Here is a 26,857-nt window from a genome sequence, read left to right as displayed (position 1 = left end):
TTGATTACAGTGCCAACGGTGTCTTGTTGGCCTCTCCGCCGATCTCACGCACCGCTTTGGGCATCAAAAATCCCGGTAGAATCGCCATCATTTCTTTTACGGTGGCAATCGCTTCCGATTCCGGAATATCAAAGTGTGCAGCACGTTGCACTGCGTCACACAAATGCAGATAGTAAGGTTGAATACCGTTGTCAAAGAGTTTTTCACTCAACTGGGCTAATACGTTGGGGCAGTTATTAACCCCTTTAAGTAATACGGATTGGTTTAGTAGCGGGATTCTCGCTCTTCGTAAAGGCTCTAAGGCAGCAACAAAGTTGTCGTCAATTTCATTAACATGGTTTATGTGAAACACCACGACAGACTTTAATCGGCTATTTTTGAGCAATTCGGTTAAAGCCATAGTGATGCGCTGCGGGATAACAACAGGTAGGCGGCTATGGATTCTAAGTCGCGTCACATGAGGGATTTTTTCGAGTTGGTTAACCAGCCAAGTCAGGTGTTCGTCGCTGGCCATTAGTGGATCGCCACCGCTGAATATCACTTCATTAATATCTTCGTTGTTGGTGATGTAATCCAAAGCTGATTGCCAACGCGCCTTATTTGGACTGTTGTCTGCATAGGGAAAGTGCCTGCGGAAACAGTAGCGACAATTAACTGCACATCCTGATTTCACAATCATTAATACACGATGACGATACTTGTGCAAAAGCCCTTCGGCCACCGTATCGTGTTCTTCAAGTGGGTCAGTGAAATAACCAGGTGTATCAATGAATTCGTCACTGTGGGGCATAACTTGCTTTAGCAGTGGGTCGTTAATGTCACCTTTTTTCATACGAGTGATAAACGGGCGAGGAACGCGTACAGGGAAAAGTTTTCGCGCATCAAAATGTTGGCGGTATTTTTCAGGACAAATATCGACTAACTGAAGGAGTTCTTCAGGATTTGTTACAACGTTTGCTAACTCTTTTTGCCAAGAAGTGTGCAATTGATCATGAATTTGGGTTATTATTTGCGGCATTTCTGACAATCTCTGTATAAATAAAGAGCATAATTAATTATGGCTAATTTCAGTACTAACCAATTTAAAGCTGGTCTTAAGTTAATGATCGATGGCGAACCTTGTAACGTATTAGAAAATGAATACGTAAAACCAGGTAAAGGCCAAGCGTTCAACCGTGTTAAAATTCGCAAGCTAATCTCAGGTAAAGTTTTAGAAAAAACATTCCGCTCTGGCGATTCATGTGAAGGCGCAGATGTCATGGATTCTGAGTTAGGTTATTTATATTCTGACGGTGAATTCTGGCATTTTATGAATAATGAAACCTTTGAGCAAGTTGCAGCTGACGAAAAAGCAGTAGGCGATGCAGTTAAATGGTTAAAAGAAGAAGACGTTTGTATTATTACTTTCTGGAATGGTTCTCCGATTTCAGTAACACCGCCAAACTTCGTTGAATTAGAAGTAGTTGAAACTGATCCAGGCCTTAAAGGTGATACCGCAGGCACTGGCGGTAAGCCAGCAACATTAAGTACCGGCGCTGTTGTACGTGTACCATTATTCGTACAGATTGGTGAAATTGTAAAAGTAGATACGCGTTCAGGTGAATACGTGTCACGTGCGGGTAAGTAGTTTACTTATAGCAATATAAATCGATACTGATTTCTGAAAGCCTGCATATTTGCAGGCTTTTTTATGCGCGGAACGTCGCTATCATATCCGATTTTATCGCACATCTTTGGCTTGGCGATAGACGCGCTCACACTTCGACTGCTTCGCGCTCAGTGCGAACGCTAAAATATTCACCCTTGAGTAAGTGATAGCCTTAAGTGTTGTAGCCGAACGTTCAAAATACTCCGTTCGCCCAGAGTAGGAGGAACGACGTATCGAAGGGGCATTTACACTTCGACTGCTTCGCGCTCAGTGCGAACGCTAAAATATTCAGTCTTGCGTAAGTGATAGCCTTAAGTGTTGTGGCCGAACGTTCAAAATATTCCGTTCGCCCAGAGTAGGAGGAATTACGTATCGAAGGGTGGAATCGCTGAAAAACAAAAAAGGGGACTGTTACGTCCCCTGAATATTCAATCTACTGATTCAACAAAGTTACTTTTTGTTTTTTAGATGCTCAATAAAATAATCTGCCATCATCGTTTTCAAATGAAGTGTAGTGCCCGGCCCTTCATAAATGCCATGACTACGGTTAGGGTACGACATAAAATCAAACTGACGATTGTGTTTAACCAGTTCGTTAATCAAACGCTCTGCACCTTGGTAATGTACATTGTCGTCGCCTGTACCATGAACGAGTAACAACTTACCTTGTAAGTTCTTCGCGTGTGTAATAGGCGAACCCTGTTTGTATCCTTCTTCATAGTCTGGCAACAAGCCTGAATAGCGTTCCTGATAAATGGTATCGTATAAGCGCTGATCTGGCACTGGCGCTAGTGAAATACCAACATGGTATTGCTCTGGGTAGCGGAATAGCATGTTGAGTGTCATCGAGCCGCCACCTGAGTGACCCCAAATGCCAACACGATCAGTGTCGATAAACGACCAGCGTTTTGCCATTTCTTTTAATGCATCTGATTGATCTCGTGATGATTTTACGCCAACTTCACCATAAATAGACTTACGCCAATCTCTGCCTTTCGGGGCTCTAGTGCCTCGGTTATCGATTGAAGCAATGATGAAGCCTTGCTCGGTCATCATTTGATCCCAAAGGTAAGAACTGCCACGCCATCTGTCTTGAACTGTTTGTCCCCATGGTTCGCCGTAAACGTAAAAAATGATGGGGTATTTCTTAGTTTTATCGAAGTTTGCTGGCTTCATTAAGTAACCATCTAATACAACTCCGTCTTGTGCTTTAACTTGGAAAAACTCAGTGCTTGGTCGATTTAGCTTGCTCAATTGATTAATAAGCTTTTGATTGTCCATCATTAAGTGTTTTTCTTGATGGCCATCTACTTTAATCAGGCGTTTTTGTGCAGGTTGTTCAAACGTGGAGTGTGTATGAATCGCCCACTCACCGTTGTCAGACATTTGGTAGCTATTTGAACCGGCAAACGCTTTAGGCGTAACCCGCTGATTAACCACAGAGGCATCAAGTTTACTTCTGTAAAGGTAACGCTGGGCGACGTTGTCAGGCGACGCAATAAAGTAAAGCCAGCCATTGTCTTCATCGATTGCCTGAATGCTGACTACGTCAAAGTCTCCGTTAGTTAGGTTAAGGACTTCTTTGCCATCACGCGAGATTCGGTAAAGATGACGCCAACCCGAACGTTCACTCGTCCAAATAAAGCTATTGCCGTTATCTAACCATCTTGCATCGTCGTAAAAGTCGAGGAAATGTTCCTCTTCTTCGGTCATGATTTTTGTAAAGTTACCGTTAGAGGCATTGGTTAGATACAAGTGATTAGTATCTTGCTTGCGGTTAACATGCTGAATTAACACTTGCTCGCTGTTGCCTGACCAGTTCATGCGCGGAATGTACATGTTGCGAGAATTGTTCGGTAAATTTGCCCACACAGTTTTGGTGCTTGATACGTCAACAATACCTATTTTAGCCAAGGCATTAGTTTCACCAACTTTTGGGTAAGGGAATTTGGTAATGGTAGGGTAAAGTTCATCGGTATTGTTGATCATGATGAAGTCTTTACTACCGCTGGTATCTAACTGCCAATAGGCAATCTTTTGACCATCAGGGCTCCAACGAAAGCCATCTCGAATGGTAAACTCTTCTTCGTAAACCCAGTCGAATAAACCGTTTATACGACCGTCTTGTGCATCATTAGTGAGTTGTTTAATGTTGCCTGTTGTTAGCGATTCGACAAAAATTTCGTTACCTGTGACATAAGCAACGTTTTCGCCGTTTGGTGAGAATTTCGCAAACATCAATGCGCTAGGTTCGGCATTCTTACCCCCAAGCTGCTTGAGTGTATTTTTAGCTATATCAAGTACCCAATAGTCACCTCGACTATTTGAACGCCATACCCGCTTACTGTTGGTGTAGATGAGTAACTTAGAACGGTCTGCCGACCAGATGTAATTATTAATCTTAAGTGGTGCTTCTGCGCCTTCTGGCGTAAGCTGACTGGCAGAAATAAGCACTTCGCGAGCTAAGGTTTCTGGATTATACAAAACGATATCTTTGCCTATGCTGACTTCCTTGCCTTCATCGTTTTGTTTTTTAGCGGCAGAAGATTCAACAGCTGTATAGCCTGAACCATCTTCTAACCAGCGAATACGGCCAATGTAATCAGAGCTGAACTCATGATCTTTATAAATTCGCTCAAGTGTTAGTGATTGAGTGGATGATTGTGCTTCTTTTGCCGGCGTTGATGCCGACATAGTGGTAGTTTGACAGCCTGCAATTGCCAGCGATATTGAAGCGAGCGCAAACCATGTTGACAGTTTAGTGTTATTCATATGTATTCCCCTGAAATAGCTCAGATACTTTAAATTGTATACAATTCAAAGGCAACATTAGCGGTCGGAGTTTTACTACTTAATATCGCAAATAATTTTGAACAATGATGAAAAAGTGTGGTTGAAATCTACTGATTTGCCCTTATTTTATCTGAACATGTTGTTTTAGGATCTTAATATGCAGTATGCACTCGAAATTACTGGGTTAGAAAAAATCTATAAAGGTGGCTTGCAAGCGCTACGAGGAATCGATCTTAAGGTAAAAAAAGGGGATTTTTTCGCATTGCTTGGGCCAAATGGTGCCGGAAAATCAACAACGATTGGTATTATTACTTCATTGGTTAACAAAACCAAAGGCAAAGTTTCTGTGTTTGGGCACGACATTGACACAGAATTAGAAGCCGCAAAAAGTCATATTGGTTTGGTTCCACAAGAATTCAACTTTAACCAATTTGAATCACTCACCAAAATATTGGTGAATCAAGCCGGATACTATGGTGTTGAGCGAAAGTTAGCACATGAACGTGCTGAAAAATACCTCAAAAAACTCGACTTATGGGACAAAAAAGACACTGCGGCTAGAATGTTGTCGGGTGGAATGAAGCGTCGATTAATGATCGCCAGAGCCTTGATGCATGAGCCCAAAATCTTAATCCTAGATGAGCCAACTGCTGGCGTAGACATTGAACTGCGTCGTTCAATGTGGGAATTTCTCAGAGAGTTAAACCAGCAAGGTATTACGATTATCTTAACCACGCATTATCTGGAAGAAGCAGAAATGCTGTGCCGCAATATTGCGATTATTGATTCAGGTGTCATAGTTGAAGACACCGACATGAAATCGTTACTGGCTAAGTTAGACTTAGAAACATTTGTATTGGATTGCCGACAAACGGATATCACGCCAAAACTGGATGGTTTTCAATATCGAGTAGTAGATGATCACACTTTTGAAGTCGACGTGAGAAAATCGCAGAGCATTAATCAAGTGTTTGCGCAATTAACTGATCAAGGTATAGACGTATTAAGTATGCGTAACAAAAGTAATCGCTTAGAAGAGTTGTTTGTGAGTCTTGTTGGCTCTGGACAAACAGAATCCGCAAGTCAACAACAGGGAGCCAAATAACATGTCGTCAACTCGTAATTTGGTGGCTTTGAAAAGCATCATGCACAAAGAGGTGCATCGGTTTATGCGCATTTGGGTGCAAACCTTGGTACCACCAGCAATTACAATCAGTTTGTATTTTGTGATTTTTGGTTCATTAATTGGATCACGCATTGGTGAAATGGGCGGGTTCGATTATATGTCGTTTATTGTACCTGGCCTGATCATGATGAGCGTTATTACCAATTCATATTCAAACGTTGCCTCATCGTTTTTTAGCGCGAAATGGCAACGCAATGTCGAAGAAATGTTGGTAGCGCCAGTACCTAACTGGGTCATCGTAGCTGGTTATGTTGGCGGTGGTATGGCACGAGGTATTCTGGTGGGATTAATTGTAACGTTTGTTGCATTATTTTTTGTCGATATTCAGATACACAACATTTGGGTGATTATTGCGACGGTAAGTTTGACCTCGGCCACGTTTGCGCTAGGTGGATTGATTAATGCTATTTTTGCTGGCTCATTCGATGATATTTCAATTATCCCAACCTTTGTATTGACGCCATTAACGTATTTAGGTGGTGTTTTTTATTCAATCAGCTTGCTACCTGAATTTTGGCAAGGGGTGTCGCAAGCCAACCCGATTGTTTACATGGTTAATGCATTTCGCTATGGCTTTTTGGGAATAACGGATGTTGATTTAACTATCGCGTTTGGCGTGCTTGGGGTATTCATTGTTGCCTTATTTGCTATTGCGATGACACTTATCACCAAAGGCATAGGGTTAAGAAGCTAATGGTAACAGCTGATACACCGCAAGGGGATTCTAAAGCGATTGTAACCAATCAAACTGGTATACATGACAATCTCGAAAGCATCGTAAACAAACACTTGGCACACCCTTCACAAAAGCCGTATCAGGAGCATACTGTTGCGGCATTTGAAGAGGTGAACGCTAAAGTTAATGCGCATAATGGCCCGATAATCTTAGACTCGTGCTGTGGTGTTGGACAGAGTACTCGCTTAATTGCTAAGCAGCACCCAGATGCGCTTGTTATTGGTGTAGATAAGTCAGCACACCGCATTAATCGCAATGTAGAAGAGGTTGCTGCTGAAGATGGTAAGCCGGTTGAAAATTATGTGCTGGTGAGAGCTGATTTGAATGATTTTTATCGTTTGGTGGTTCAACATCAGTGGCAGGTAGCTAAGCACTATATTTTGTATCCGAACCCTTGGCCTAAGTCTAAACATATTCGTCGACGCTGGCACGGTAGTGCGGTATTTCCTGAAATCATACAAGTGGGACAAGCAATCATATTGCGCAGCAATTGGCGCTTATACTTGGAAGAATTTCAGTTTGCGGCACAATTAACGGGCTTGCATGGCAGCATTACTGAAGTAGAAGGCAGTGCGCCTTTAACACCGTTTGAAGCCAAATATAAAGCGAGCGGGCAAACTTGTTGGCAGCTTAGTTTCCAGCGCTAAAATCAATTGCTTTTTATCTCTAATTATTCTTTGTTAATTATTAGTCATATTTACTTTATTGTGGTGAATATGACTAATCACTTTTTCCCATTTAAATATTGTGTATATTGTTAAGTTATTGTTTTTACTTGTTTTGTTTGGGTTGGCACAAAGGTTGTAATGTTCGTGTAAAGTTAATGAGGAGAACAGAACATGACTGACAATATCAAAAAAAATGTAATGATGATGGCATTAAGTAGCTTAGCAATCGTTGAATTAGGTTTGGTGTATTTAGCAACATTAATGTCATAAGCAGCGAAATAACGCAAAAAAGCGAGACTTTTGCTGCATTTTTTATTAAAGTGCCGCTCTTATTTGAGTTATCTTTTGGCTTGTGTTCTAGTTAAATCTGAAGAACCGAGTGCAATATAGTGAAAGAGTATGACGGCATCGAAAAATGTGGTTCAGGCAACGGCGACGGAAGAGTCGTTAATTCGCATCTTTACCATACCAGAAGCGCCTAGTTCAACGATTGGCAAAATAGAACAAGAAATCTCGCAAAACCTTGCGGGCTTTTTGAACGAGCATATCGTTGCCAAGGAACAATTGCTAAGTGAAATTGAAAAAGATTTCGCTGATTCGCAGATACCTGAACAACCTACTTTTGTTTCTGATCATATGCGTCACCTGCTTGATAAGTTAGTGGCACAATCAGTACACACCTCAAGCCCGAGCTTTATTGGGCATATGACATCAGCACTTCCTTACTTCATTCTTCCATTGTCTAAATTAATGGTGGGACTGAACCAGAACTTGGTAAAAATTGAAACGTCCAAAGCTTTTACGCCGTTGGAACGCCAAGTATTGGGGATGATGCATCGCCTTGTTTATCGCAATAGTGACGATTTTTATCAATCATGGATGCATAGCGCCAATCACTCGTTAGGCGCGTTTTGCTCTGGCGGTACTGTGGCCAACTTAACGGCACTGTGGGTCGCGCGTAATAATCTCCTAAAGGCTGATGGTAATTTTAAGGGTGTAGCCCGTGAAGGCTTGTTTAAAGCGCTTAAACATTATCAGTACGATGGCTTAGCAATCTTGGTATCGTCACGCGGTCATTATTCACTGAAGAAATCTGCGGATGTTTTGGGTATAGGACAGGACAGCGTGATTGCCATCCCTACGGATGAGAATAATAAGATTGACCTTGATGCTTTACGGGACAAGTGTGATGAGCTAACACGCAAAAATATCCGCATATTGAGTATTGTTGGCGTAGCAGGCACTACGGAAACGGGTAATGTTGACCCCTTAGAAGAAATGGCAGAAATTGCGCGTAAGTATCAAACACATTTTCACGTGGATGCTGCTTGGGGTGGGGCAACGCTTTTGTCATCGCGTTATCGTTCGTTATTAAAAGGGGTGGAGTTAGCTGACTCGGTCACTATTGATGCGCACAAACAAATGTATGTACCTATGGGCGCTGGACTCGTCGTGTTTAAGAATCCTGCATCGGTAGCCGCAATCGAACATCACGCAGAATATATACTTCGTAAGGGCTCAAAAGATTTAGGGAGCCATACGTTAGAAGGCTCGCGACCAGGCATGGCGATGCTGGTTTATTCAAGCCTGAATATTATTAGTCGACCGGGTTATGAATTGCTGATCAATCAAAGTATCGAAAAAGCGAAATATTTTGCCGAATTAATTAGCGCACACGCTGACTTTGAGTTAGTGACCGCACCTGAACTGTGCTTATTGACGTATCGCTATAACCCTCAAAATGTACAAGCGTATTTGAACCGTTGCTCAGACGAACAAATGCTTGAAGCAAACGAATACCTTGATAAATTGACCAAATTTGTTCAAAAACGTCAACGTGAAAACGGTAAGTCGTTTGTTTCGCGTACGCGTATTGAAGTTAAACGTTATAACAACCAGAAAATTTTGGTCTTTAGAGTTGTGTTGGCAAACCCATTAACGTCGAAGGCAATTTTGCAGGATATTCTGGAAGAGCAAGTTGAATTGGCACAAGAAAGTGAAACCTTTTTACCAATGCTTCATCAGCTTTCTGCGCAATAGCACGCGCTTTAATAATTAATAAGAAACCAGCAATAAATGCTGGTTTTTTTTATGGGGAGATAATGGCGAATCGTTAGCCTAATCCGAATGTCCTGAGCTTGACGAAGGGGCTGAGTAGGAGGTACGACGTATCCATTTCTCCGTTCATCCCGAGTAGGAGATACGACGTATCGAAGGACACCCAATGCGAGCGCTCACACTTCGACTGCTGCGCGCTCTGCGCGAACGGTCGGCTCTATCCGAATGTCCTGAGCTTATCTATGTGTTTCGAGTTACCTGTAGATTATCGATTAAACGGGCTTTTCCACAATGCGCTGCGGCTAGAATAACTAATTCGGTGTCATCTTCGCTTGCTGGTTGAAGCGTGCGCGCGTGACAAATGTGGATATAGTCTGTCTTTAGTCCGGCATTGTCGATATACGTCGCCGCTTGCTTAGCAAGACCGATGAAATCGGTGTTATCTTGTATCGCTTCGGCTAACCATTGAATATTCTGTGCCAGTGCAGGCGCAATCTTTAACTCTTCTTCAGTTAAGTAGCCATTACGAGAACTCAATGCTAAACCTGATTTTTCTCTGACCGTTGCTACTGGAACAATCTCGATTGGCATCGATAAATCTTCTACCATCGTTTGAATAACCTGTACCTGCTGATAATCTTTCAGGCCAAAACAGGCAACGTCAGGCTGCACAAGGTTAAACAACTTACACACGACGGTTGCTACGCCACGAAAATGCCCCGGGCGACTCTCGCCACAATAGCCTTCGGATACGTTTGGTACTTCAACATAGCTTTGCTTGTCTAACCCTTTAGGGTAGATAATTTCTGGCGTCGGTGTGAAAAGTAAGTCTGTACCTTCAGCGCGTAACTTTTCTTGATCGGCTTCCATCGTACGCGGGTAACTATCGATGTCTTCGTTGGCACCAAACTGCATAGGGTTTACGAATATGCTCGCTACGACCTTGTCAGCGTGCTTGTGCGCCTCTGTAATTAATGAAATGTGTCCCGCGTGAAGGTTACCCATCGTAGGTACAAACGCAATTTTATGACCTTCACGACGCCATTGTGAAATAACGTCACGTAAATCGGAAATATTACTTACTGTTTTCATCGTCAGATTACTTAAAAATATGCTCTGGGCCAGGGAAGTTACCCGCTGAAACTTCACTAATGTATAGTTCGATAGCTTTTTTAATATCGCCAGTATCGACCAAAAAGTTACGAGAGAATTTAGGCATATAGCTGCACGATATACCTAATGCATCGTGCATAACCAAGATTTGGCCGTCAGTATCTTTACCTGCACCAATGCCAATCGTTGGAATATCAATAGCGTCGCTGATCGCTTTACCTAGTTCACTAGGAATACATTCAAGTACCAGCAATTGTGCACCAGCCGCTTCAACCGCTTTCGCGTGTTCTATCATTTGCTCGGCTTGTGCCTGATCGCGGCCTTGAACTTTGAATCCACCAAATACGTTGACCGACTGCGGTGTTAACCCTAAATGTGCACACACTGGGATACCACGTTCTACCAAACCTTTAATCGTGTCTACTAACCACGCACCACCTTCCATTTTGACCATGCTCGCACCTGCCTGCATTAGCTTGGTTGCATTGGCATAGGCTTGTTCTTTCGTCGCGTAGGTCATAAATGGCATATCACTGATGATTAAGGTATTTTCAACGCCACGTTTCACACATTGTGTGTGATAAGCCATGTGTTCGATATCTACAGGTAGCGTATCATCTTGCCCTTGTAATACCATGCCTAGTGAATCACCGATTAAAATAGCGTGAATACCTGCCTGATCGAAGAGTTTTGCAAAGCTGGCATCGTAAGCAGTGATTGTTGAAATCTTTTCACCCTGCGTTTTCATTTTGCGTAGGGTAGCGGTTGTAATTTTCGCCATGTGTATTTCCAAATATTAAGACGGAACAATTCTAACGTAATTTACTATGAATTTTTAGTCCATTTGTTGGGATATTGTTAGCAAGTGATTTGATCTCGCTTTGATCGGGCAATATTAGATCGGGGGCAATTTCAGCAAGTGGCAGCAGAACAAATTCACGCTCTTTCATGCCGTAATGAGGAACGATGAGCCTTTCGCTGTTAATCACTTGGTCACCGAACAACAGAATGTCCAAGTCGAGTGTTCGAGCACCCCATCTTTCTTCTTTACGCACTCGTCCGCCCGCTAACTCTATCGCTTGAAGTGCATCTAAAAGTTCAATTGGCGATAATTCAGTAGCCAACTTAACCACTGCATTCATATAATCTGGTTGGTCTTGTGGTCCCATTGGACGGCTGAAATACAAAGACGATGAAGCGATCAGTTGCGTTCTAGGGATACTTTCTAACGCAATCAACGCTTGTCTTATTTGCTGTTCGGGATCTCCTAGGTTACTTCCTAAGCCGACAAAAGCTATCTGCATGATTTAGCCTCAGTTTGTATGATTGTTCTGGCAATACCCTAATTGGTACTCGTATCTTTTGATGCGCTTGTACGTGTGCGGCGTCTCTTGCGAGTAGTTCGTCGTGGTGCCCCAGACTTACCAACGCTTTTGATCATCAATTGCTGTGTTTCAAAGTTACTTGATTGAAAATCTGTCCACCATTTCGCCAGTTCGGTAAGTTTACTGCGCTCATTCTCATGTTCAACTTCTGCCAATAGCAATAAGAAGTCATAACCCGCGCGAAACTTAGGATGTTCTAATGTTTTGAATGCACGTTTGCCTTCGCGCTTTGACAATTTGTCTTGTAGCATCCAAATGTCTTTAATAACGGCTTGGAAACGTTTCGGAATCGCGATGCTTTGTTGTTGCTCTGACATGATTTCACTGTAAGCAGCAAAAAATGCGTCTTGTGGTGTCAGTTGGCCATCTTCACGAAGTCGCTTAGCTAATGTTTGTAGTGGATACCATAGCATCACCGCAAATAAAAAGGCCGGTGTTACGCGTTTGTCACGGTTGATGCGATCGTCTGTGTTGAACAATGCTTTAGCGATTAAAGCTGGCAAATAGGGCTCTGATTGATCGTTAAGCGTGCGCTCAACAATCGGGAAAAAGTGCTCGAATAATTGGTAGTGCCTAAGCTGGGCGAAGTTCTCGCTTGCTTTGCCCGACAAAAACATTTTGTTGAACTCTTCAAACATTCTTGCTGGAGGAATATTGTTAAGCAATGGTGCCAATTCTAAAATTGGTTGCTCTGTGGCCTTCGCGATTGTCATGTCGAGCTTAGTCGCGAATCGAATGGCGCGTAACATACGCACTGGATCTTCGCGATAGCGCGTTTCAGGATCACCAATGAGTTGTATCGTGCGATCCTCGATATCCTTTACACCATTGGCAAAGTCATACACCTTAAAATCAGAAACTGAGTAATAGAGCGCGTTTATAGTAAAGTCGCGTCGTTCTGCGTCTTCTTCAATCGTGCCGTATATGTTATCGCGAAGTAGCATGCCGTGTTCACTTTGCTTAGACACTTTTTGGCATTTAGCCTTTTCATCTTCATTGTCATGATGACCTCGAAATGTTGCCACTTCGATAATTTCTCTACCAAAAACAATGTGCGCTAAACGAAATCGACGACCAATTAATCGGCAATTTCTAAAGAGCGATTTAATTTGTTCAGGTGTAGCATTTGTTGCAATATCAAAATCTTTCGGTTGCAATCCCAGCAAAATGTCACGTACACCGCCGCCAACTAAGTAAGCCTCGTATCCATTATTATTTAGTCGGTACATGACTTTCAGCGCGTTAGCTGATAGTTGCTTGCGAGAGATTGGGTGCTGCTCCCGCGTAAGAATTTTTGGTGATGCAAAGTCGACTTTAGCAACGGATTTTGTGCCTTTGGCGAGTACCTTTTTGCACAAATTGATAACACGATTAATAATAATAAACCTCAATAACGCTATATTCGCCGAGTATAGTCGGCATTAGATAATTTTTTACTCTGCAAAGCGACGCATTCATGATTGTGTCGTTTTGAATAGATTTTCTGCCGCGCGATCATATAACAGAGTGACAAAAAAGAGAATGAAAAAACGACAATTTCACTGGTTAAAGTGTGATTTCTAGTTGTTTGGGGACGTTTTCGCGTTGCCAATGGTTAATTGCCCATTGAATTATTTCATCCACCGTAGCGTCTATTAGCGCTTTTTCTGGCTGTTGACCTAAAAATGCCAGTGCGTGTATCAACGAGGGTTGTGGGTTATTGATGGAAATGGCTGGCGCCTTGTTTTGCTTGCTTAGTTTATAACCTTCATCGGTTACCGCTAAAGGGACGTGCCCGAATTGTGGTGCAGGCTTATGGAGAATTTTGTAAAAGCTAAGCTGTCTAGCGGTGGGTTCAAGTAGATCACAACCGCGAATAACATGTGTGATTTGTTGAAATATGTCATCTAGTACCACGGCCAATTGATAGGCAAACAAGCCATCTCGGCGCAAAATAATAAAATCTTCGCCAGCTAATTTTGCATCACAGCTAACGTTACTTTGGAAAATATCTTGATATTGTGCGTATTGGTAGGGGTTTATAACCCGAATGGCACTGTGCTCTTTAGGACGTTCAAGTGTTCTGCAATGCCCTTGGTATATACCACCTATTGCCTTGATTTGCGCACGTGTGCACTGGCAGTAATATGCTGTTTTTTCATCGAATAACTGTTCGATTACCGACCAGTAGTAGTCAGATTGCTTACTTTGGTATAGGACGTCTTCATCCCAGTACAAACCGTGAGCTTCAAGTGTTGTAAGAATGCTTTTATCAGCGCCGGGCTGTTCTCGTGGGGGATCGATGTCTTCGATGCGGATAAGCCACTTACCTTGGTGATGCCGTGCATCAAGAAAGCTAGCTAGAGCAGCAATAAGTGAACCAAAATGAAGTTCTCCAGAGGGAGAGGGAGCAAAGCGACCACGATAGGATTCGGGTCGCTTTATTGATGACGTTAACATCTGTTAGGCAATTAACCTGCCATTTGACGTTCTTTGATCTCTGCTAAGGTCTTACATTCGATACAAAGATCGGCTGTCGGTCTTGCTTCTAATCGACGGATGCCAATTTCAATACCACATGTTTTACAGAAGCCAAAATCATCTTCTTCGATTAGTTGTAGTGTTTTCTCAATCTTTTTGATGAGTTTACGTTCACGGTCACGCGTACGCAATTCAAGGCTGAACTCTTCTTCTTGAGCAGCGCGATCAACAGGATCAGGGAAATTCGCAGCTTCATCTTGCATATGCATTACGGTGCGATCTACTTCTTCGCGAAGTTGAGCACGCCAAGCTTCAAGAATTTTCTTGAAGTGCTTTAATTGCTCGGCGTTCATATATTCTTCGTTAGGCTTTTCTTGGTATGGCTCAACGCCGGCTAATGCCAAAATACCTAATGCTTTTTTGTTTGGCATGCTTATTCTCCTAATGCTACATAGACCATCACGTGCGAACTTTTATTTGTTGCTCAGCACCTACTGGTTGCAATTGCCAATTATTAATAGATCTGAATTTCAGACTATATTGTGTTGTCTATTCTCAATTTCAAGGAGTTAACCAAAAAAAATTGCAAATGCTAACTCTCCAAATACAACAATGACCCTAGCCACAATGATTTAGTAACTAGCGCAAGCTAGCTCTTTTAGCAAGTTTTTAGGGCTGTAGTCAATTCTTTTCGTCGGCAAAAGCAGCTTAACCATTAATTATGACATCAATTTTCGAATTTAGTGCGATTTCGCTTATTTTTCCAGCTTGTTCAGTTCTAATATCGGTACATGCCATTTTATAGGCAATGACTTCTACACCAGCCTTTGCTGCTTGAATCAGAAGTTCGCTATACGTTGGATCGAGGTGTGCGGCTGCGCTAACGCTATTAATGCCTGTATGTAAAACTGCAAATAGTAAGACTGCGCGTTTACCTTGTTGCGCAATTTCCATGAGTTCGCGTAAATGTTTTTGTCCGCGCGTTGTTACGGTATCTGGGAAGTAACCTTGTTGATTTTCTAACAATGTAACGCTTTTCACTTCAACATAGGTTTCGTTGGCGTTTTCGTCTACAAGCCAAAAATCTACTTTGCTGTTTTCGTTGCCGTATTTAACTTCGCGTTTGAGTTGTTGAACATTTTTTAGCTCTTTTATTTTGTCATCTAATATAGCCTGTTCTGCGAGCTGGTTGGCCCTGATGGTGTTGATGCAAATCAGATGGTTGTCAGAGGTTTGTGTGAACTCCCAGCTGTGAGGATATTTACGCTTAGTATTACTGGATGTGCTGTACCAGATTGTTGATTGTGAGGCAGCACAGCCTGTCATGGCACCGGTATTAGCGCAGTGAATCGTAGACGTTTCTCCATTCTCGAAGGTAACATCGGCAAGAAAGCGTTTATAGCGTTTAAGTAAGGTGGCAGATTGTAATTGCAGTGTAATAGGCATAAGCGTTTGGCGTTTATTTGATTCGTTTGAGCTGTAGTGAGCAATAGTGAGGCATGATAGCGTGTCGTGAATGTTTGTTCTAACTGATCTTTAATCTTTCTATTTGGTATTTAATGTGAGCTATGCCCTTGAATTGCACGATATTGTAACAATTAATAAATGAAGCGAATAATTTCTCAATGTTAAGGAATTCCAATGACTCAAGTAGCCAATATTATTTTGTCGTCAGCAACCACTGACACTTCATGGCAAGCCAAAAACTCAGTTCAGATCATCAAAGGTGATATTTTTATTGTTGTAGATGAAAAGCACCCACACCGTATGAGACAAATACAAAAAGCTGGGCGTTCTATCGAAAAAATGGGCGTAGCGCATGCAAGATTAATTGGCGAGCAGTGGTGTACAGACAGTCAATGGGCGTTTGCGCTGGGCTTTACTTGTGTGGATAAGCTTACCAATGTTGAATTTACCGGTGAAGAACAAACGATTAATGAATTAAACGATAAACTTGCCGTGTATGCGTGGAGTCGTGACTTAACCAATCAAACACCAGCACAGTTATTCCCACTCTCGCTTGCAGAAAAAGCATCTGAGTATATTAAGGCGCAGGCACCGGCTTACGTTACGTCAAAGGTGATTAGCGGTGAAGACCTAGTAGAAGCTAACTGGATGGGTATTTATAACGTAGGTAAAGGCAGTATTAATCCCCCTTGTTTAGTCGAAATTGATTACAACCCCGGTGGTGATGAAAGTGCACCTGTCGCGGTAAGTCTTGTCGGCAAAGGGATTACCTTTGACAGTGGAGGCTACAGTATCAAACCGAGTGAAGGTATGTTTGATATGAAAGCGGATATGGGGGGCGCGGCAGTGGTTACAGGTGCTTTGGCGTTGGCCATTCGTCAAGGTCTTAACAAGCGCGTGAAGTTATTTTTATGCTGTGCTGAAAACATGGTTAGCCGTGACGCATACAAGCTAGGAGACATCATAACTTATAAGAATGGTGTTACTTGTGAAGTGGCCAACACTGATGCCGAAGGTCGCATAGTTCTGGCAGATGGCTTAATGGCAGCCAGTGAAACTAAGAGTCCGATAATCATTGATGCCGCGACGTTAACGGGAGCGGCTGTCTCTGCTACGGGGGGTGACTACACTGCATTGTTCGCTTTGGATCAAGACGCTGCTGAATCTGCCAAACAGTCAGCGGCAAAAGTCAATGAACCTATCTGGCAATTGCCATTGGAATCTTGGCATCAGGAAAAATGTCCTTCTGCCTTTGCTGATACAGCAAATAGCCGCACACAAAAGGGCGGTGGTGCTGGTGGTGCGAGCAATGCAGCAGGCTTCTTATCGCGTTTCGTGCGTGATGATGGCAAGGGCTGGGTACACTTAGACTTGGCTGGTGCATACAATGGTACGGCAAACGGTTATTGGGCAGCTGGCGCGACAGGTATTAGTATTGCTACGATTGCTGACATGATGACAAAATAGTAACCAGTATCCATCATAGTCAATATGACAACGTACTATTTGGCATGAGAAATGTGTAAATTGGTGCTCAGCTATCTAGTGCGTTGTGATACGTAATCGGTTAACCAAGACTTTGCGGCATATATATCAGCAAATACATGGAAGGTAACATCACATGCGTGGTATATGCGTTTTAGTTGCATTTGCTGAATATCGGCAAGGTTGCTGTCGATGATGACACTGGCATTGGCTATCATGCCATGTTCGACACGGTATTTAGTCATCTTAATGAGCGCGGCTTCAGCGTCAGGTGAAAACACACTGTTGCCATAAAATGTAGCTAGTAACCCCCATGGTCTTCCTGACAATATTTTGCAAGCATCGTACATGTCTTCAAGATATCGTTCAGTAACATCGTCAGTAAAAGGCCCGTGAGCGTCCACAACGAGTATTTGCCCGTCGGGCGTTATCTTGTATTTTCCTTCCGCAGCTAAATTCATCCTATTTTACCGTTTTGTTAGGTTGTTTAATAAGGGGAAGCTAGCATTAGCATGATTAAATCATGCTGCCAAGTAAGCAGATTTTTATAATTTTTCAAGAATTTCTTTAAGTAAAATCAAGTGTTTGATTTTATACGCCAAGTTTTCAGTGGCGTGTATTTTACGCCATTTTTCGTACTGACCGATTCATATAAACTGAGCGAATGAATGTTGATTGTTAATGAAAAGGGCGAGTATTCAGGCATATATTTTGCCTTTCTAGCGACTGTTAAATGGGGAAAGTAAGGGCGATTTTCCTGATGAATTTTCAAGTCATTTGCCGCTTGTGATAGGTTGTTGGCGAGTTTACGAAATACTTCTGGGAATAGGGTGAATCCGAGGTATAACACTTGTGGTTTTTTAAATAGCCCAATGCAATTTGCGATGACGATATTGTCATCGCGCGATAACGTTGAATAAGTGTGAAACCAATTATCGACAATATTATTAAGTGCTTGCGCGTGAGGGTTAGAAATATTTCCCATGAAACATAGTGTGATGTGAAAATTATCTGCCATAACCGGACGAAAATGTTCAATGATCGGTTGTCGTATAGCTTCTATGCGTTTTTTATCCGAGGGAAGAATGTCTAAGGCATAAAATAAGCGCTTATTCATAGAAATCGTGACACGTGAGCTGATTAATTACTTCCATCCTAACTTGCTTTCAAAGTCGGAATCGAGTTTTTTAGCAAAATCTTTCGCTGAAATTGCCACCTGCTCCAGCTTTTTATCTTCTTCTGTTTCTGGTTGATAACTGTCGACTGTAATTGGAAAACCTGACTCATCAATTGCCATAAATGTGATAAAGCAGCGATTAGTGATTACCGTACGGTTATTTTTTGGATCGCCCGCACGCACGACCACATATATATGCATACTACTTTTTCCCGTATGAATTATTCGAGCAGTTATGGTGACCATTTGACCGACTAAAATTGGGCGGATAAAACGAATACCGTTGGCAGACACTGTGACGCAATAACGGCGACTCCACTGAGCGGCGCAGGCGTAAGACGCCTGATCGATCCATTTCATCACCATGCCGCCGTGTACTTTACCGCCAAAATTAACATCTGTGGGTTCCGCTAAAAAGCAAAACTCGACTTGATTGCTCTGTTTCATATTTGGGTCTAATTTATTGAAACCTATTAATAACTATAGACATTAATTACTCATTGGCGAATTGACGTCCTGTACAAGACCCTAAATTAAGCACCGAACTTGAGAATATCGCTGCGGAATTCACTCACCGTTTTAAGGGGCATGTCGCAGGCAGTATCTATTTTGATATACTTGCGCACCACATATGACAGACTCAGGTTTTTTGACTTTGCTGCCAATAGATGACTATTTACCCGAACTGATTGACCAACTGACCAAACACACTAGCTTAGTTTTACAAGCTGAGCCCGGTGCAGGTAAGTCAACGGCAGTGCCGTTAGCGTTACTTAATGCAGACGCGTTTGCTGATAAAAAAATTGTCATGCTAGAGCCTCGACGCGTCGCTGCGAAATCTATTGCGCATTACCTTTCATCACTATTGGGCGAAAAAGTCGGACAAACAATCGGTTATCAGGTAAGAAATGAACACAAAGTTTCTTCAAGTACCCGGCTGGAAATTGTCACGGAAGGGGTACTAACTCGCAGATTACAGCAAGATCCTGAATTAACAGATATTGGCTTGGTTATTTTTGATGAATTTCATGAGCGTTCAATTCATGCTGACTTGGCACTAATGTTGTGTTTGGAAGTTCAGGAGGCTTATCGTCAAGATCTCAGAATGTTGGTGATGTCGGCAACTATTGATGGTGAACAAATCGCTCGCTATTTAGGACGTGTGCCAGTCATGAATTGCCCGGGGCGAACACATCCAGTAACCGTTAAACATCATGCTAGCACGCAATCGCCACTTGCGGCGCAAGTTATTAAAGCGTTAGGTCGGGTCCTTGCTGAAACCCTTGATGGGGATGTACTCGTATTTTTGCCGGGGCAAGCTGATATCAAGCGCTGTCTTCAATTAGCCGACGAATCACTACAAGGACAGGCAGAATACTTGCCGTTGTATGGCGGGCTAACTCTTGCGCAACAGGAGCGCGTGCTGCACAGAAATACTGATATGCGTCGCAGAGTAATTTTCTCAACCAATATTGCTGAAACTAGTTTGACCATTGAAGGGAGCACGACAGTCATTGATTCGGGACTGGAAAAAGTCTTGGTATATGATGTTAAGAGTGGCTTAACGCGACTTGATACTGTTTTTATTTCACAAGCTTCTGCAATACAACGGGCTGGTCGTGCTGGCCGCTTACAAGCGGGACAGTGTGTGCGTTTATGGAGTGAATCTGCACATAACGCATTTAAACCATTTCAGCCTGAGGAAATAACCACGGCAGAGCTAACGAGCCTTGTGTTGGAACTCTCTGCATGGGGAATTACTCACTATCAGGATGCTAACTGGCTAACGGCTCCGCCAATACATCACTTCTCGGTTGCTTGTGAACTCAATCAATCGCTGGGACTTGTTGATGCAGACCATAAAATTACGCCTGTTGGACAAAAGGCGTTGACCTTAGGTGTCGAGCCCAGACTCGCCTGCATGATGTTGAGCTGTGTTAGCGACATAGAGAAGTCGCTGGCTTGCCTAGTAGCAGCTTTGTTGTCTGAACGAGATATTTTGCCTCATGCACATGGATCAGATCTTACTGATCGAGTAGTAGCCATCATCGACTATATCAACGACAAAAACGGTGCTTCAAAGACAATCGCTATCAATAAAGGGGCTGCTGAACAAGTTAAGCAATTAGCGCGAAATTTTGCGAATAAAATTAACATACGTTTAGTCGTCGAAAACCTTGATTTAATGGCCGTGCAACAGCACATTGGCCCATTGTTATTACGCGCATTTCCTGACCGACTTGCTAAAATACGGTCGAAGCATTCTTCTCGATATTTACTTGCCAATGGGCGAGGCGTCTCACTTAAATCAACTGACTCGGTACTTGGTGAGGAATGGCTCGTAGTATGTGACTGCGATGGAAAGAATAAAGACGGCATCGTTTATAGTTGCGTGCCTATTTCCTCCGAGGCATTTATGACGAGTATTGCCGACAAGCTTCGTGAATCTACGCATTTTCGATTAGATGATAAAAAAGAAACTGTTATCGGCAGGCGAACCGTACACTATCGATCGCTCACTATTCGCGAGGAGAGGCTCGATAAGATTGCGCCCGAAACATTTGTTACATGCGTTGAAGATATTGTGCGTGAAGAGGGGTTATCATTTATTAATTGGACACCACGATGTCAATCTTGGGTAGCCCGCGCCAAATGGTTAGGTCTGTGGGATCCATCATTCCCTGAAGTTTCAGAGCAGCGCTTACTCGATAACCTCGATGCTTGGTTACTGCCTTATATTTCAGATATCACTTCGTTGAAACAACTAAAGCAGCTAGATATTTATGATCTGTTAGTCGCTAACCTGACATGGGAACAACAGCAATACTTGGATGAGCATGCGCCAACTCACTATGTTACACCGAGTGGCAAAAATATCGCGATTAGGTATGACGAACATCAAGGGCCAACAGTGTCGGTTATTTTACAGGAAATGTTTGGAGAATTAGCGTCACCCAAATTAGCACAGGGGCAAGTCTCATTAAGATTTGAGCTATTGTCTCCCGCTAAAAGGCCCATTCAAACCACCAGTGATTTAGGGAATTTTTGGCGTTCTTCCTACTTTGATGTGGCAAAAGATATGCGTGGTAGATACCCTAAACACCGCTGGCCAGAAAAACCGTTGGAAGAAAAAGCAGGCCGTTCAATAAAACGTAGATAATTATCGTTAAAACTATTGATCAAAATAGTTTACAATTGGGCTTCGAACTAGGAGATTTTTAACCACAGTCATGACCTTACTTATAATTTATCTTGTAATTGCTATCGGAGTTTCATTTGTTTGTTCAATCCTTGAAGCTGTTTTACTTTCAGTGAGTCCCAGCTATGTTGAACAAGCACTAAAAGACAAACCGCGCGGCGGGAAAGTTTTGAACGGCGTGCGTGAAAACTTAGACAAATCAATTTCTAGTATCCTGATATTGAATACCTTTGCCCATACGATGGGTGCTGCCGGCGTTGGTGCTCAGGCAATCAGAGTGTTTGGCGAAGAGAAAGAAACCCTTATCGCCTTCTTACTGACCTTGGCTATATTGTATTTCTCAGAGATCATTCCTAAGACAATTGGTGCTAAATTCTGGCGTAGCCTTGCAATTCCTTCTGCCTACGTGATTTCCTTTTTGGTTAAATTGGTTTACCCATTAGTTTGGTTGTCATCTCAATTGACCAAGCTATTTAGCAAAGGCAACGAAGATGTAGTGAGTCGTGAAGAAGTGCTGGCGTTTGCGGCATTGGGACACAAAGGCGGTGCAATTGCATTGCAAGAAAACCAGTTGTTCGAGAACATTTTGAATTTACGCGATGTAAAGGTGCAAGACATTTTGACTCCGCGCAGCGTTGTGCACGCGATTGACGAGTCAACCACAGTGTCAGATGCGTTAAGTATGGAAAACACGGCAAACTTTACCCGTATTCCGGTATATCAAGGCAATATTGATAGCATCACAGGCGTAATCATTAAAGGTTCGCTATATGAGAGTGAACGGTTAGGGAATGGTGGCGCTACCGTTGCGACACAGGCGGTTGAAATTTTCAGGGTGTCAGCAAGCTTACCAGTATTCGTACTGCTCGATTTATTTATCAAGCGCCACGAACATATTTTTATCGTGGAAGACCAATTTGGTCAGACGCTTGGGGTGGTTACGTTAGAAGATGCGATTGAAACCTTGCTGGGTAGAGAAATCGTGGATGAGAGTGATCAGGTTGAAGATATGCAAGAACTTGCAAAATCAAACTACCGTCAACGACTAAAGTCAAAATTTAATAAAGTGTCAGGGTTAGACAAAGGAAAGTCATAGATCTATGCCTAAAAAGCCTGAAGTGTCGGGTAAAGGCCCTGCGAAAAAAAAGCCCGCTAAGCACACTGCATCTGTTAGCGAAACTACTGCGCCGTCTAAAAGGCGCTGGTTGCTAGTTACCACCCTAAAGTTGATGGTCGTCAGCGTAGTGGTGTTAGCATTTTATACGCTCTACCTCGATAGCGTTGTTAAAAACAAGTTTGAAGGACAACGCTGGCACATTCCTGTGCAAGTCTACGGAGATATTCCTTCGTTTTATCAAGGTGCCGCTATCGATATGGCACAGTTAAAACAGCACCTACTTTTATCGGGTTACAAAAAGGTAAACACTCCCAGTCGCGCGGGAGAGTTTGCTATGTCAGCATCGCGCATTATCATTTTTCGTCGAGCATTTGACTTTGGTCAGGGCAAAAGCGAGGCTCAGCTAGTAACCATTGATGTCAAAAATGCCCGAGTAGTTGATGTTTATCTTAATGATGAAGCTGTGCAACAGGTAAAGGTGGAACCTTATCTTATTGCACGCATTGTTCCAGAGAGCAAAGAAGACAGGGTCTTGGTGCCGTTACAACAAGTACCTGAGGCGCTTTTAGATACGCTACTGTTGGTTGAAGATCGTGATTTTTATTTTCACAAAGGTATTTCACCAACGGGGATCGCACGAGCACTGTATTCTAATTTGAAAGCTGGTCGCACAGTGCAGGGTGGCAGCACATTGACGCAGCAACTCGTTAAGAACATGTTTTTAACGCGTGAAAAAACTCTGACGCGTAAGTTTAACGAAGCGATAATGTCATTGTTACTTGAATACCGCTACAGCAAAGATCAGCTACTCGAAGCCTATATTAATGAAGTTTATCTTGGCCAACATTATGCAAACGGCATCTATGGATTTGGCCTAGCTGCACAATTCTATTTTGGCAAACCTGTTGAACAACTGACTATTGAACAAATGGCGACATTGGTTGGGGTGATAAAAGGGCCGAGCTACTATGATCCATGGCGCTATCAAGAACGCGTCAAATCACGCCGTGATGTCGTGTTGCAACTGCTGTTTGAACATGACTATATCGATAAACCAACCTTTATCTCCGCAATTGAATCACCGCTCAGCGTGAAAAAACAACGGCGAATGGCACAAACCAAGCAGAGCTTTCCGGCATATATGCAATTGGTTAAACGCGAACTTGCTCAAATTTTGCCTCCTACGAGTCAGCAATCTGGTATTCGTGTATTTACGCACTTTTCATTGCCTACGCAATTAAATGTGGAGGCCGCTATCGACAATGTATTGCCTAATCTGACACAAGTAGCGGATGAAGAGCTGCAAGCAGCCATGGTAGTGTCTGATATCACCAACGGTGGCATTGTTGCTATTGCGGGGGGCAAAGAGTCTGGATACGCCGGATTCAATCGGGCACTCAACGCCCAACGTCCTATAGGCTCGCTTATTAAGCCGGTAATTTATATTGCCGCACTAGAACGTTACCAACAGTATCAACTGGGGACGATTCTGGAAGATAAACCCATCGTGTTAAGTACGGAAGAAGGGCAGGAATGGCGGCCGAAAAATTACGATGGCCAGTATCGGCAGCACGTGTCTTTATTGGAAGCGCTAGTGTATTCTTTAAATGTTCCTACGGTAAATCTTGGCATGAAGCTAGGGCTAGACAGCGTGCTTGATGTGATGCATTTATTGGGGGCTGAAGACGACATTGTGGCACGCCCTTCCATTCTGCTCGGTGCGGTTAACATGTCACCACTTGCGGTAAATACGATGTATTACCCGATCGCGAATCACGGAAAGCATCGAGAAGTGACGGCTGTTGAACGCATTTATTCGTCTAGGGGCGAACTTTTATGGCAAGGCGCAAGTGAAGAAGTCCCTTACTTTTCAGAACAAGCGTCATTCTTGCTTGATCATGCGATGACTAAAGTCACCACGGAAGGTACTGCGAAATCATTATCTTGGCGTGTGAAAGGAAAAACACTTGCGGGCAAGACTGGAACCACTAACGATCAGCGTGATAGTTGGTTTGTTGGCTACGATGAAAAGCATCTGGTGACGAGCTGGGTTGGCTATGATGACAACCGACCAACTAAATTGACCGGCAGTAGTGGAGCGCTGGTGGTTTTTGCGGATTTTATCAGACGTCAACCAATCGCTGATCGAGAAAGTATCGTACCAGAAAACATTGCCAACGTTTTATTTGATGTACAATCAGGCAAACCGCTACCGGATGATTGTGATGGTGGCGTGCAATATCCTGCGGTAACGATTGGGTTACCTTACGCACTTGAGTGTCAGTCTAAGAGCAAGTCAACCGATGAACGTTCATGGTTTGAAAAATTATTTGGTTCGTAAAAAGAACCATTTAGCTACAACGCTGTCATAATTACGTAACACTCGTTTGAATAATGGTATTTCTGCTACTAAAGTTAATACCGATTAGTATTAATAAATGCTAATTGGTATTGAGAGTGTTGCTAGTCATTATGGCGAGTTTGCAACGCCATAATATCGATAACAAATTATATCGGTAACAAGTAATATCTGTAGTAAAAAGTAGCAGTATTAAATAATAAAAAGTATCGCGGAGAGTTGAAATGAAGCATCGCTTGAGTTTCGCTTATTTCAATTTACTTTCTGACAATATTGTAGAAGTAGTAGTCGATGATGGTATCGAAATGACTATGGAGATGATTGATGAGTGTCATGATTTTATCAGTGAGCATATGACTGGTGAATTTGGCATGTTAATCAATCGAGTGAATAACTACTCTTACACGTATGAAGCTAAACTTAGTGTTGCTTCGTATGACGGATTAAAAGCAATTGCTTTTGTGTATTATTCTCCGACTAGCAAGGAGCTAAGTCATGAGCTGTATCAACTTCGCATTACTGATAAATGGAATTATCGCTTGTTCTCTGGTTTAGAACTGGGATGGCAGCAAGCATATGAGTGGCTACAACAAGAGTTATCAGTGGTAAATGTAAGCTAACAATAATTAGTGCGTTAATAAAATTGACGAAAGAAAAAGAGCCGCTATTGAAGCGGCTCTTTCTATTTGTATTGATGTCTGAAATCGGCACTAGTCCGTAAGCTTTGCAAAACAGCGGTCGGCAGCTGCCAATGTGAAGTCAATATCTTCAGCGGTATGTGCGGTTGACAAGAAGCTCGCTTCAAATGCTGAAGGCGCTAAATACACCCCTTCTTCGAGCATTAAATGGAAAAACTTCTTAAACATTTCTGCATCACACGCCGTGGCTTGTGCAAAGCTGTTTACTGATGGTTCGTCAGTGAAAAAGAAGCCAAACATTGCGCCCACATAGTTGATCGCCAGTGAGATACCGTTTCGTTCTGCTGCCGCTTTAAATCCCATAGCGAGTTTTTCTGTGGCTGCGCTAAGCTGCGCGTGTTTATCACCCTGACATAACTCAGTTAATGAGGCTAAGCCTGCTGCCATCGCAATTGGATTGCCTGACAGAGTACCTGCCTGATAAACAGGGCCTACAGGGGCAATGAAATCCATGATCGCTTTCTTGCCACCAAAAGCACCAACGGGCATACCACCACCGATGACTTTACCAAGCGTGGTGAGGTCAGGTTTGATATTGTAGTGTGCTTGTGCACCGCCCAATGCGACTCTAAAGCCGGTCATTACTTCATCAAAAATCAATACACTTTGGTATTCGTCACAAATTGCACGCAAACCTTCCAAGAACCCTTCAACCGGCGGTATACAGTTCATATTGCCTGCTACTGGTTCAACAATGATACAAGCGATTTGATCACCGACTTCCTGGAAAACCTGTTTTACCTGCTCAAGGTCGTTAAAACTCACCGTTAAGGTATGCTTGGCGAAATCTTCAGGGATACCTGGTGAGTTTGGTACACCCATAGTTAAGGCGCCAGAACCTGCTTTAACTAGTAATGAATCAGCATGGCCATGGTAGCAGCCTTCAAATTTAAGAATCTTGTCACGTCCGGTATAGCCTCTTGCTAAACGGATAGCACTCATTGTTGCCTCAGTGCCTGAGCTCACCATACGCAGCTTTTCCATTGACGGGACGATTTCTCGCACTTTCTCTGCCATGGTAATTTCAAGCGCTGTAGGGGCACCAAAACTTAAACCATTTTTAGCGGTTTCAATGACGGCTTCCAAAATCTTAGGGTGATTATGTCCCAAAATCATGGGCCCCCAAGAACCTACATAATCGATATAAGCTTTGTCGTCGGCATCATAAATACGAGCACCATCGGCACGCTTGATAAAACAAGGTGTGCCGCCAACGCCATTGAAGGCTCTAACGGGAGAATTTACGCCACCAGGAATAATTTCCTGAGCGTGAGAAAACAGCTGTTCAGAATTTTGCATGTTATTTAC

General features: G+C 42.9%; 23 protein-coding genes. 10 read left to right on the top strand and 13 right to left on the bottom strand.

What is annotated here, in order from left to right; all coding sequences use genetic code 11:
* Nucleotides 1–4: 4 nt before the first annotated feature.
* Entirely contained in the window at nucleotides 5–1,018 is a 1,014-nt protein-coding gene (gene epmB / locus ACSLUK_RS12925; protein WP_448549079.1) for an EF-P beta-lysylation protein EpmB, read from the bottom strand.
* 39 nt (nucleotides 1,019–1,057) lie between these two features.
* Between epmB and efp the strand changes: the two genes are divergently transcribed.
* A complete protein-coding gene (efp, locus tag ACSLUK_RS12920; RefSeq protein WP_448549078.1) occupies nucleotides 1,058–1,627 on the top strand; it encodes an elongation factor P in 570 nt (189 codons plus the stop codon).
* 471 nt (nucleotides 1,628–2,098) lie between these two features.
* On the opposite strand, the gene ACSLUK_RS12915 is transcribed toward efp, so the two are convergent.
* On the bottom strand, nucleotides 2,099–4,420 hold the full coding sequence (locus ACSLUK_RS12915) for a S9 family peptidase (RefSeq protein ID WP_448549077.1): 2,322 nt from the start codon (nucleotides 4,418–4,420) through the stop codon (nucleotides 2,099–2,101).
* 178 nt (nucleotides 4,421–4,598) lie between these two features.
* Between ACSLUK_RS12915 and ACSLUK_RS12910 the strand changes: the two genes are divergently transcribed.
* From ACSLUK_RS12910 to panP, 4 genes are all read left to right on the top strand, one after another.
* Nucleotides 4,599–5,546: an ABC transporter ATP-binding protein gene (locus ACSLUK_RS12910; RefSeq protein ID WP_448549076.1), complete on the top strand. Its 948-nt coding sequence runs from the start codon at nucleotides 4,599–4,601 to the stop codon at nucleotides 5,544–5,546.
* Between the two features lies 1 nt (nucleotide 5,547).
* Entirely contained in the window at nucleotides 5,548–6,321 is a 774-nt protein-coding gene (locus ACSLUK_RS12905) for an ABC transporter permease (protein WP_448549075.1), read from the top strand.
* On the top strand, nucleotides 6,321–7,010 hold the full coding sequence (trmB, locus tag ACSLUK_RS12900) for a tRNA (guanine(46)-N(7))-methyltransferase TrmB (protein ID WP_448549074.1): 690 nt from the start codon (nucleotides 6,321–6,323) through the stop codon (nucleotides 7,008–7,010). Before ACSLUK_RS12905 ends, trmB begins: the two co-directional genes overlap by 1 nt.
* Nucleotides 7,011–7,430: 420 nt before the next feature.
* Entirely contained in the window at nucleotides 7,431–9,071 is a 1,641-nt protein-coding gene (gene panP / locus ACSLUK_RS12895) for a pyridoxal-dependent aspartate 1-decarboxylase PanP (RefSeq protein WP_448549073.1), read from the top strand.
* Between the two features lie 258 nt (nucleotides 9,072–9,329).
* On the opposite strand, the gene panC is transcribed toward panP, so the two are convergent.
* The 7 genes from panC to sfsA form a co-directional block, all read right to left on the bottom strand.
* Nucleotides 9,330–10,181, bottom strand: a complete 852-nt coding sequence (gene panC / locus ACSLUK_RS12890; protein ID WP_448549072.1) for a pantoate--beta-alanine ligase — start codon at nucleotides 10,179–10,181, stop codon at nucleotides 9,330–9,332.
* A gap of 7 nt (nucleotides 10,182–10,188) precedes the next feature.
* Nucleotides 10,189–10,983 (bottom strand): 3-methyl-2-oxobutanoate hydroxymethyltransferase, encoded by a 795-nt coding sequence (panB, locus tag ACSLUK_RS12885; protein WP_448549071.1) that lies wholly within the window; start codon nucleotides 10,981–10,983, stop codon nucleotides 10,189–10,191.
* A 31-nt stretch (nucleotides 10,984–11,014) separates the two neighbouring features.
* The gene (folK, locus tag ACSLUK_RS12880) at nucleotides 11,015–11,506 is read right to left on the bottom strand and encodes a 2-amino-4-hydroxy-6-hydroxymethyldihydropteridine diphosphokinase (RefSeq protein ID WP_448549070.1); all 492 of its coding nucleotides are present in this window, start codon (nucleotides 11,504–11,506) and stop codon (nucleotides 11,015–11,017) included.
* Nucleotides 11,507–11,544: 38 nt separating this feature from the next.
* Nucleotides 11,545–12,978 carry a polynucleotide adenylyltransferase PcnB gene (gene pcnB / locus ACSLUK_RS12875; protein ID WP_448549069.1) on the bottom strand — a complete coding sequence of 478 codons (1,434 nt, stop codon included), beginning with the start codon at nucleotides 12,976–12,978 and terminating at the stop codon, nucleotides 11,545–11,547.
* Nucleotides 12,979–13,132: 154 nt separating this feature from the next.
* Nucleotides 13,133–14,026, bottom strand: a complete 894-nt coding sequence (gene gluQRS / locus ACSLUK_RS12870) for a tRNA glutamyl-Q(34) synthetase GluQRS (protein WP_448549068.1) — start codon at nucleotides 14,024–14,026, stop codon at nucleotides 13,133–13,135.
* Between the two features lie 11 nt (nucleotides 14,027–14,037).
* Nucleotides 14,038–14,478 (bottom strand): RNA polymerase-binding protein DksA, encoded by a 441-nt coding sequence (gene dksA, locus ACSLUK_RS12865; protein ID WP_448549067.1) that lies wholly within the window; start codon nucleotides 14,476–14,478, stop codon nucleotides 14,038–14,040.
* A gap of 277 nt (nucleotides 14,479–14,755) precedes the next feature.
* Nucleotides 14,756–15,493, bottom strand: a complete 738-nt coding sequence (gene sfsA, locus ACSLUK_RS12860; protein WP_448549066.1) for a DNA/RNA nuclease SfsA — start codon at nucleotides 15,491–15,493, stop codon at nucleotides 14,756–14,758.
* 195 nt (nucleotides 15,494–15,688) lie between these two features.
* On the opposite strand from sfsA, the gene pepB reads away from it, so the two are divergent.
* Nucleotides 15,689–16,981 carry an aminopeptidase PepB gene (gene pepB / locus ACSLUK_RS12855; protein ID WP_448549065.1) on the top strand — a complete coding sequence of 431 codons (1,293 nt, stop codon included), beginning with the start codon at nucleotides 15,689–15,691 and terminating at the stop codon, nucleotides 16,979–16,981.
* A gap of 71 nt (nucleotides 16,982–17,052) precedes the next feature.
* Here pepB and ACSLUK_RS12850 read toward each other — a convergent pair whose 3' ends face one another.
* From ACSLUK_RS12850 to ACSLUK_RS12840, 3 genes are all read right to left on the bottom strand, one after another.
* Nucleotides 17,053–17,460, bottom strand: a complete 408-nt coding sequence (locus ACSLUK_RS12850) for a hypothetical protein (protein ID WP_448549064.1) — start codon at nucleotides 17,458–17,460, stop codon at nucleotides 17,053–17,055.
* A 116-nt stretch (nucleotides 17,461–17,576) separates the two neighbouring features.
* Nucleotides 17,577–18,116, bottom strand: a complete 540-nt coding sequence (gene thpR, locus ACSLUK_RS12845) for an RNA 2',3'-cyclic phosphodiesterase (RefSeq protein ID WP_448549063.1) — start codon at nucleotides 18,114–18,116, stop codon at nucleotides 17,577–17,579.
* A 27-nt stretch (nucleotides 18,117–18,143) separates the two neighbouring features.
* Nucleotides 18,144–18,623 (bottom strand): acyl-CoA thioesterase, encoded by a 480-nt coding sequence (locus ACSLUK_RS12840; RefSeq protein WP_448549062.1) that lies wholly within the window; start codon nucleotides 18,621–18,623, stop codon nucleotides 18,144–18,146.
* Nucleotides 18,624–18,807: 184 nt separating this feature from the next.
* On the opposite strand from ACSLUK_RS12840, the gene hrpB reads away from it, so the two are divergent.
* From hrpB to ACSLUK_RS12820, 4 genes are all read left to right on the top strand, one after another.
* On the top strand, nucleotides 18,808–21,336 hold the full coding sequence (gene hrpB / locus ACSLUK_RS12835; protein ID WP_448549061.1) for an ATP-dependent helicase HrpB: 2,529 nt from the start codon (nucleotides 18,808–18,810) through the stop codon (nucleotides 21,334–21,336).
* 70 nt (nucleotides 21,337–21,406) lie between these two features.
* Nucleotides 21,407–22,471 (top strand): CNNM domain-containing protein, encoded by a 1,065-nt coding sequence (locus ACSLUK_RS12830; RefSeq protein ID WP_448549060.1) that lies wholly within the window; start codon nucleotides 21,407–21,409, stop codon nucleotides 22,469–22,471.
* Between the two features lie 4 nt (nucleotides 22,472–22,475).
* Entirely contained in the window at nucleotides 22,476–24,833 is a 2,358-nt protein-coding gene (mrcB, locus tag ACSLUK_RS12825) for a penicillin-binding protein 1B (RefSeq protein ID WP_448549059.1), read from the top strand.
* A gap of 242 nt (nucleotides 24,834–25,075) precedes the next feature.
* Nucleotides 25,076–25,471, top strand: a complete 396-nt coding sequence (locus ACSLUK_RS12820; RefSeq protein WP_448549058.1) for a hypothetical protein — start codon at nucleotides 25,076–25,078, stop codon at nucleotides 25,469–25,471.
* A gap of 90 nt (nucleotides 25,472–25,561) precedes the next feature.
* Here the strand turns inward: ACSLUK_RS12820 and hemL are convergent, their stop codons facing one another.
* Complete coding sequence (gene hemL / locus ACSLUK_RS12815) at nucleotides 25,562–26,848, bottom strand: glutamate-1-semialdehyde 2,1-aminomutase (RefSeq protein WP_448549057.1); 1,287 nt, start codon at nucleotides 26,846–26,848, stop codon at nucleotides 25,562–25,564.
* Between the last annotated feature and the right edge of the window lie 9 nt (nucleotides 26,849–26,857).

The organism is Thalassotalea fusca (assembly GCF_053485835.1).
Note: the sequence above shows the minus strand (reverse complement) of the source record. Positions and strands in the feature narration are given on the sequence as shown.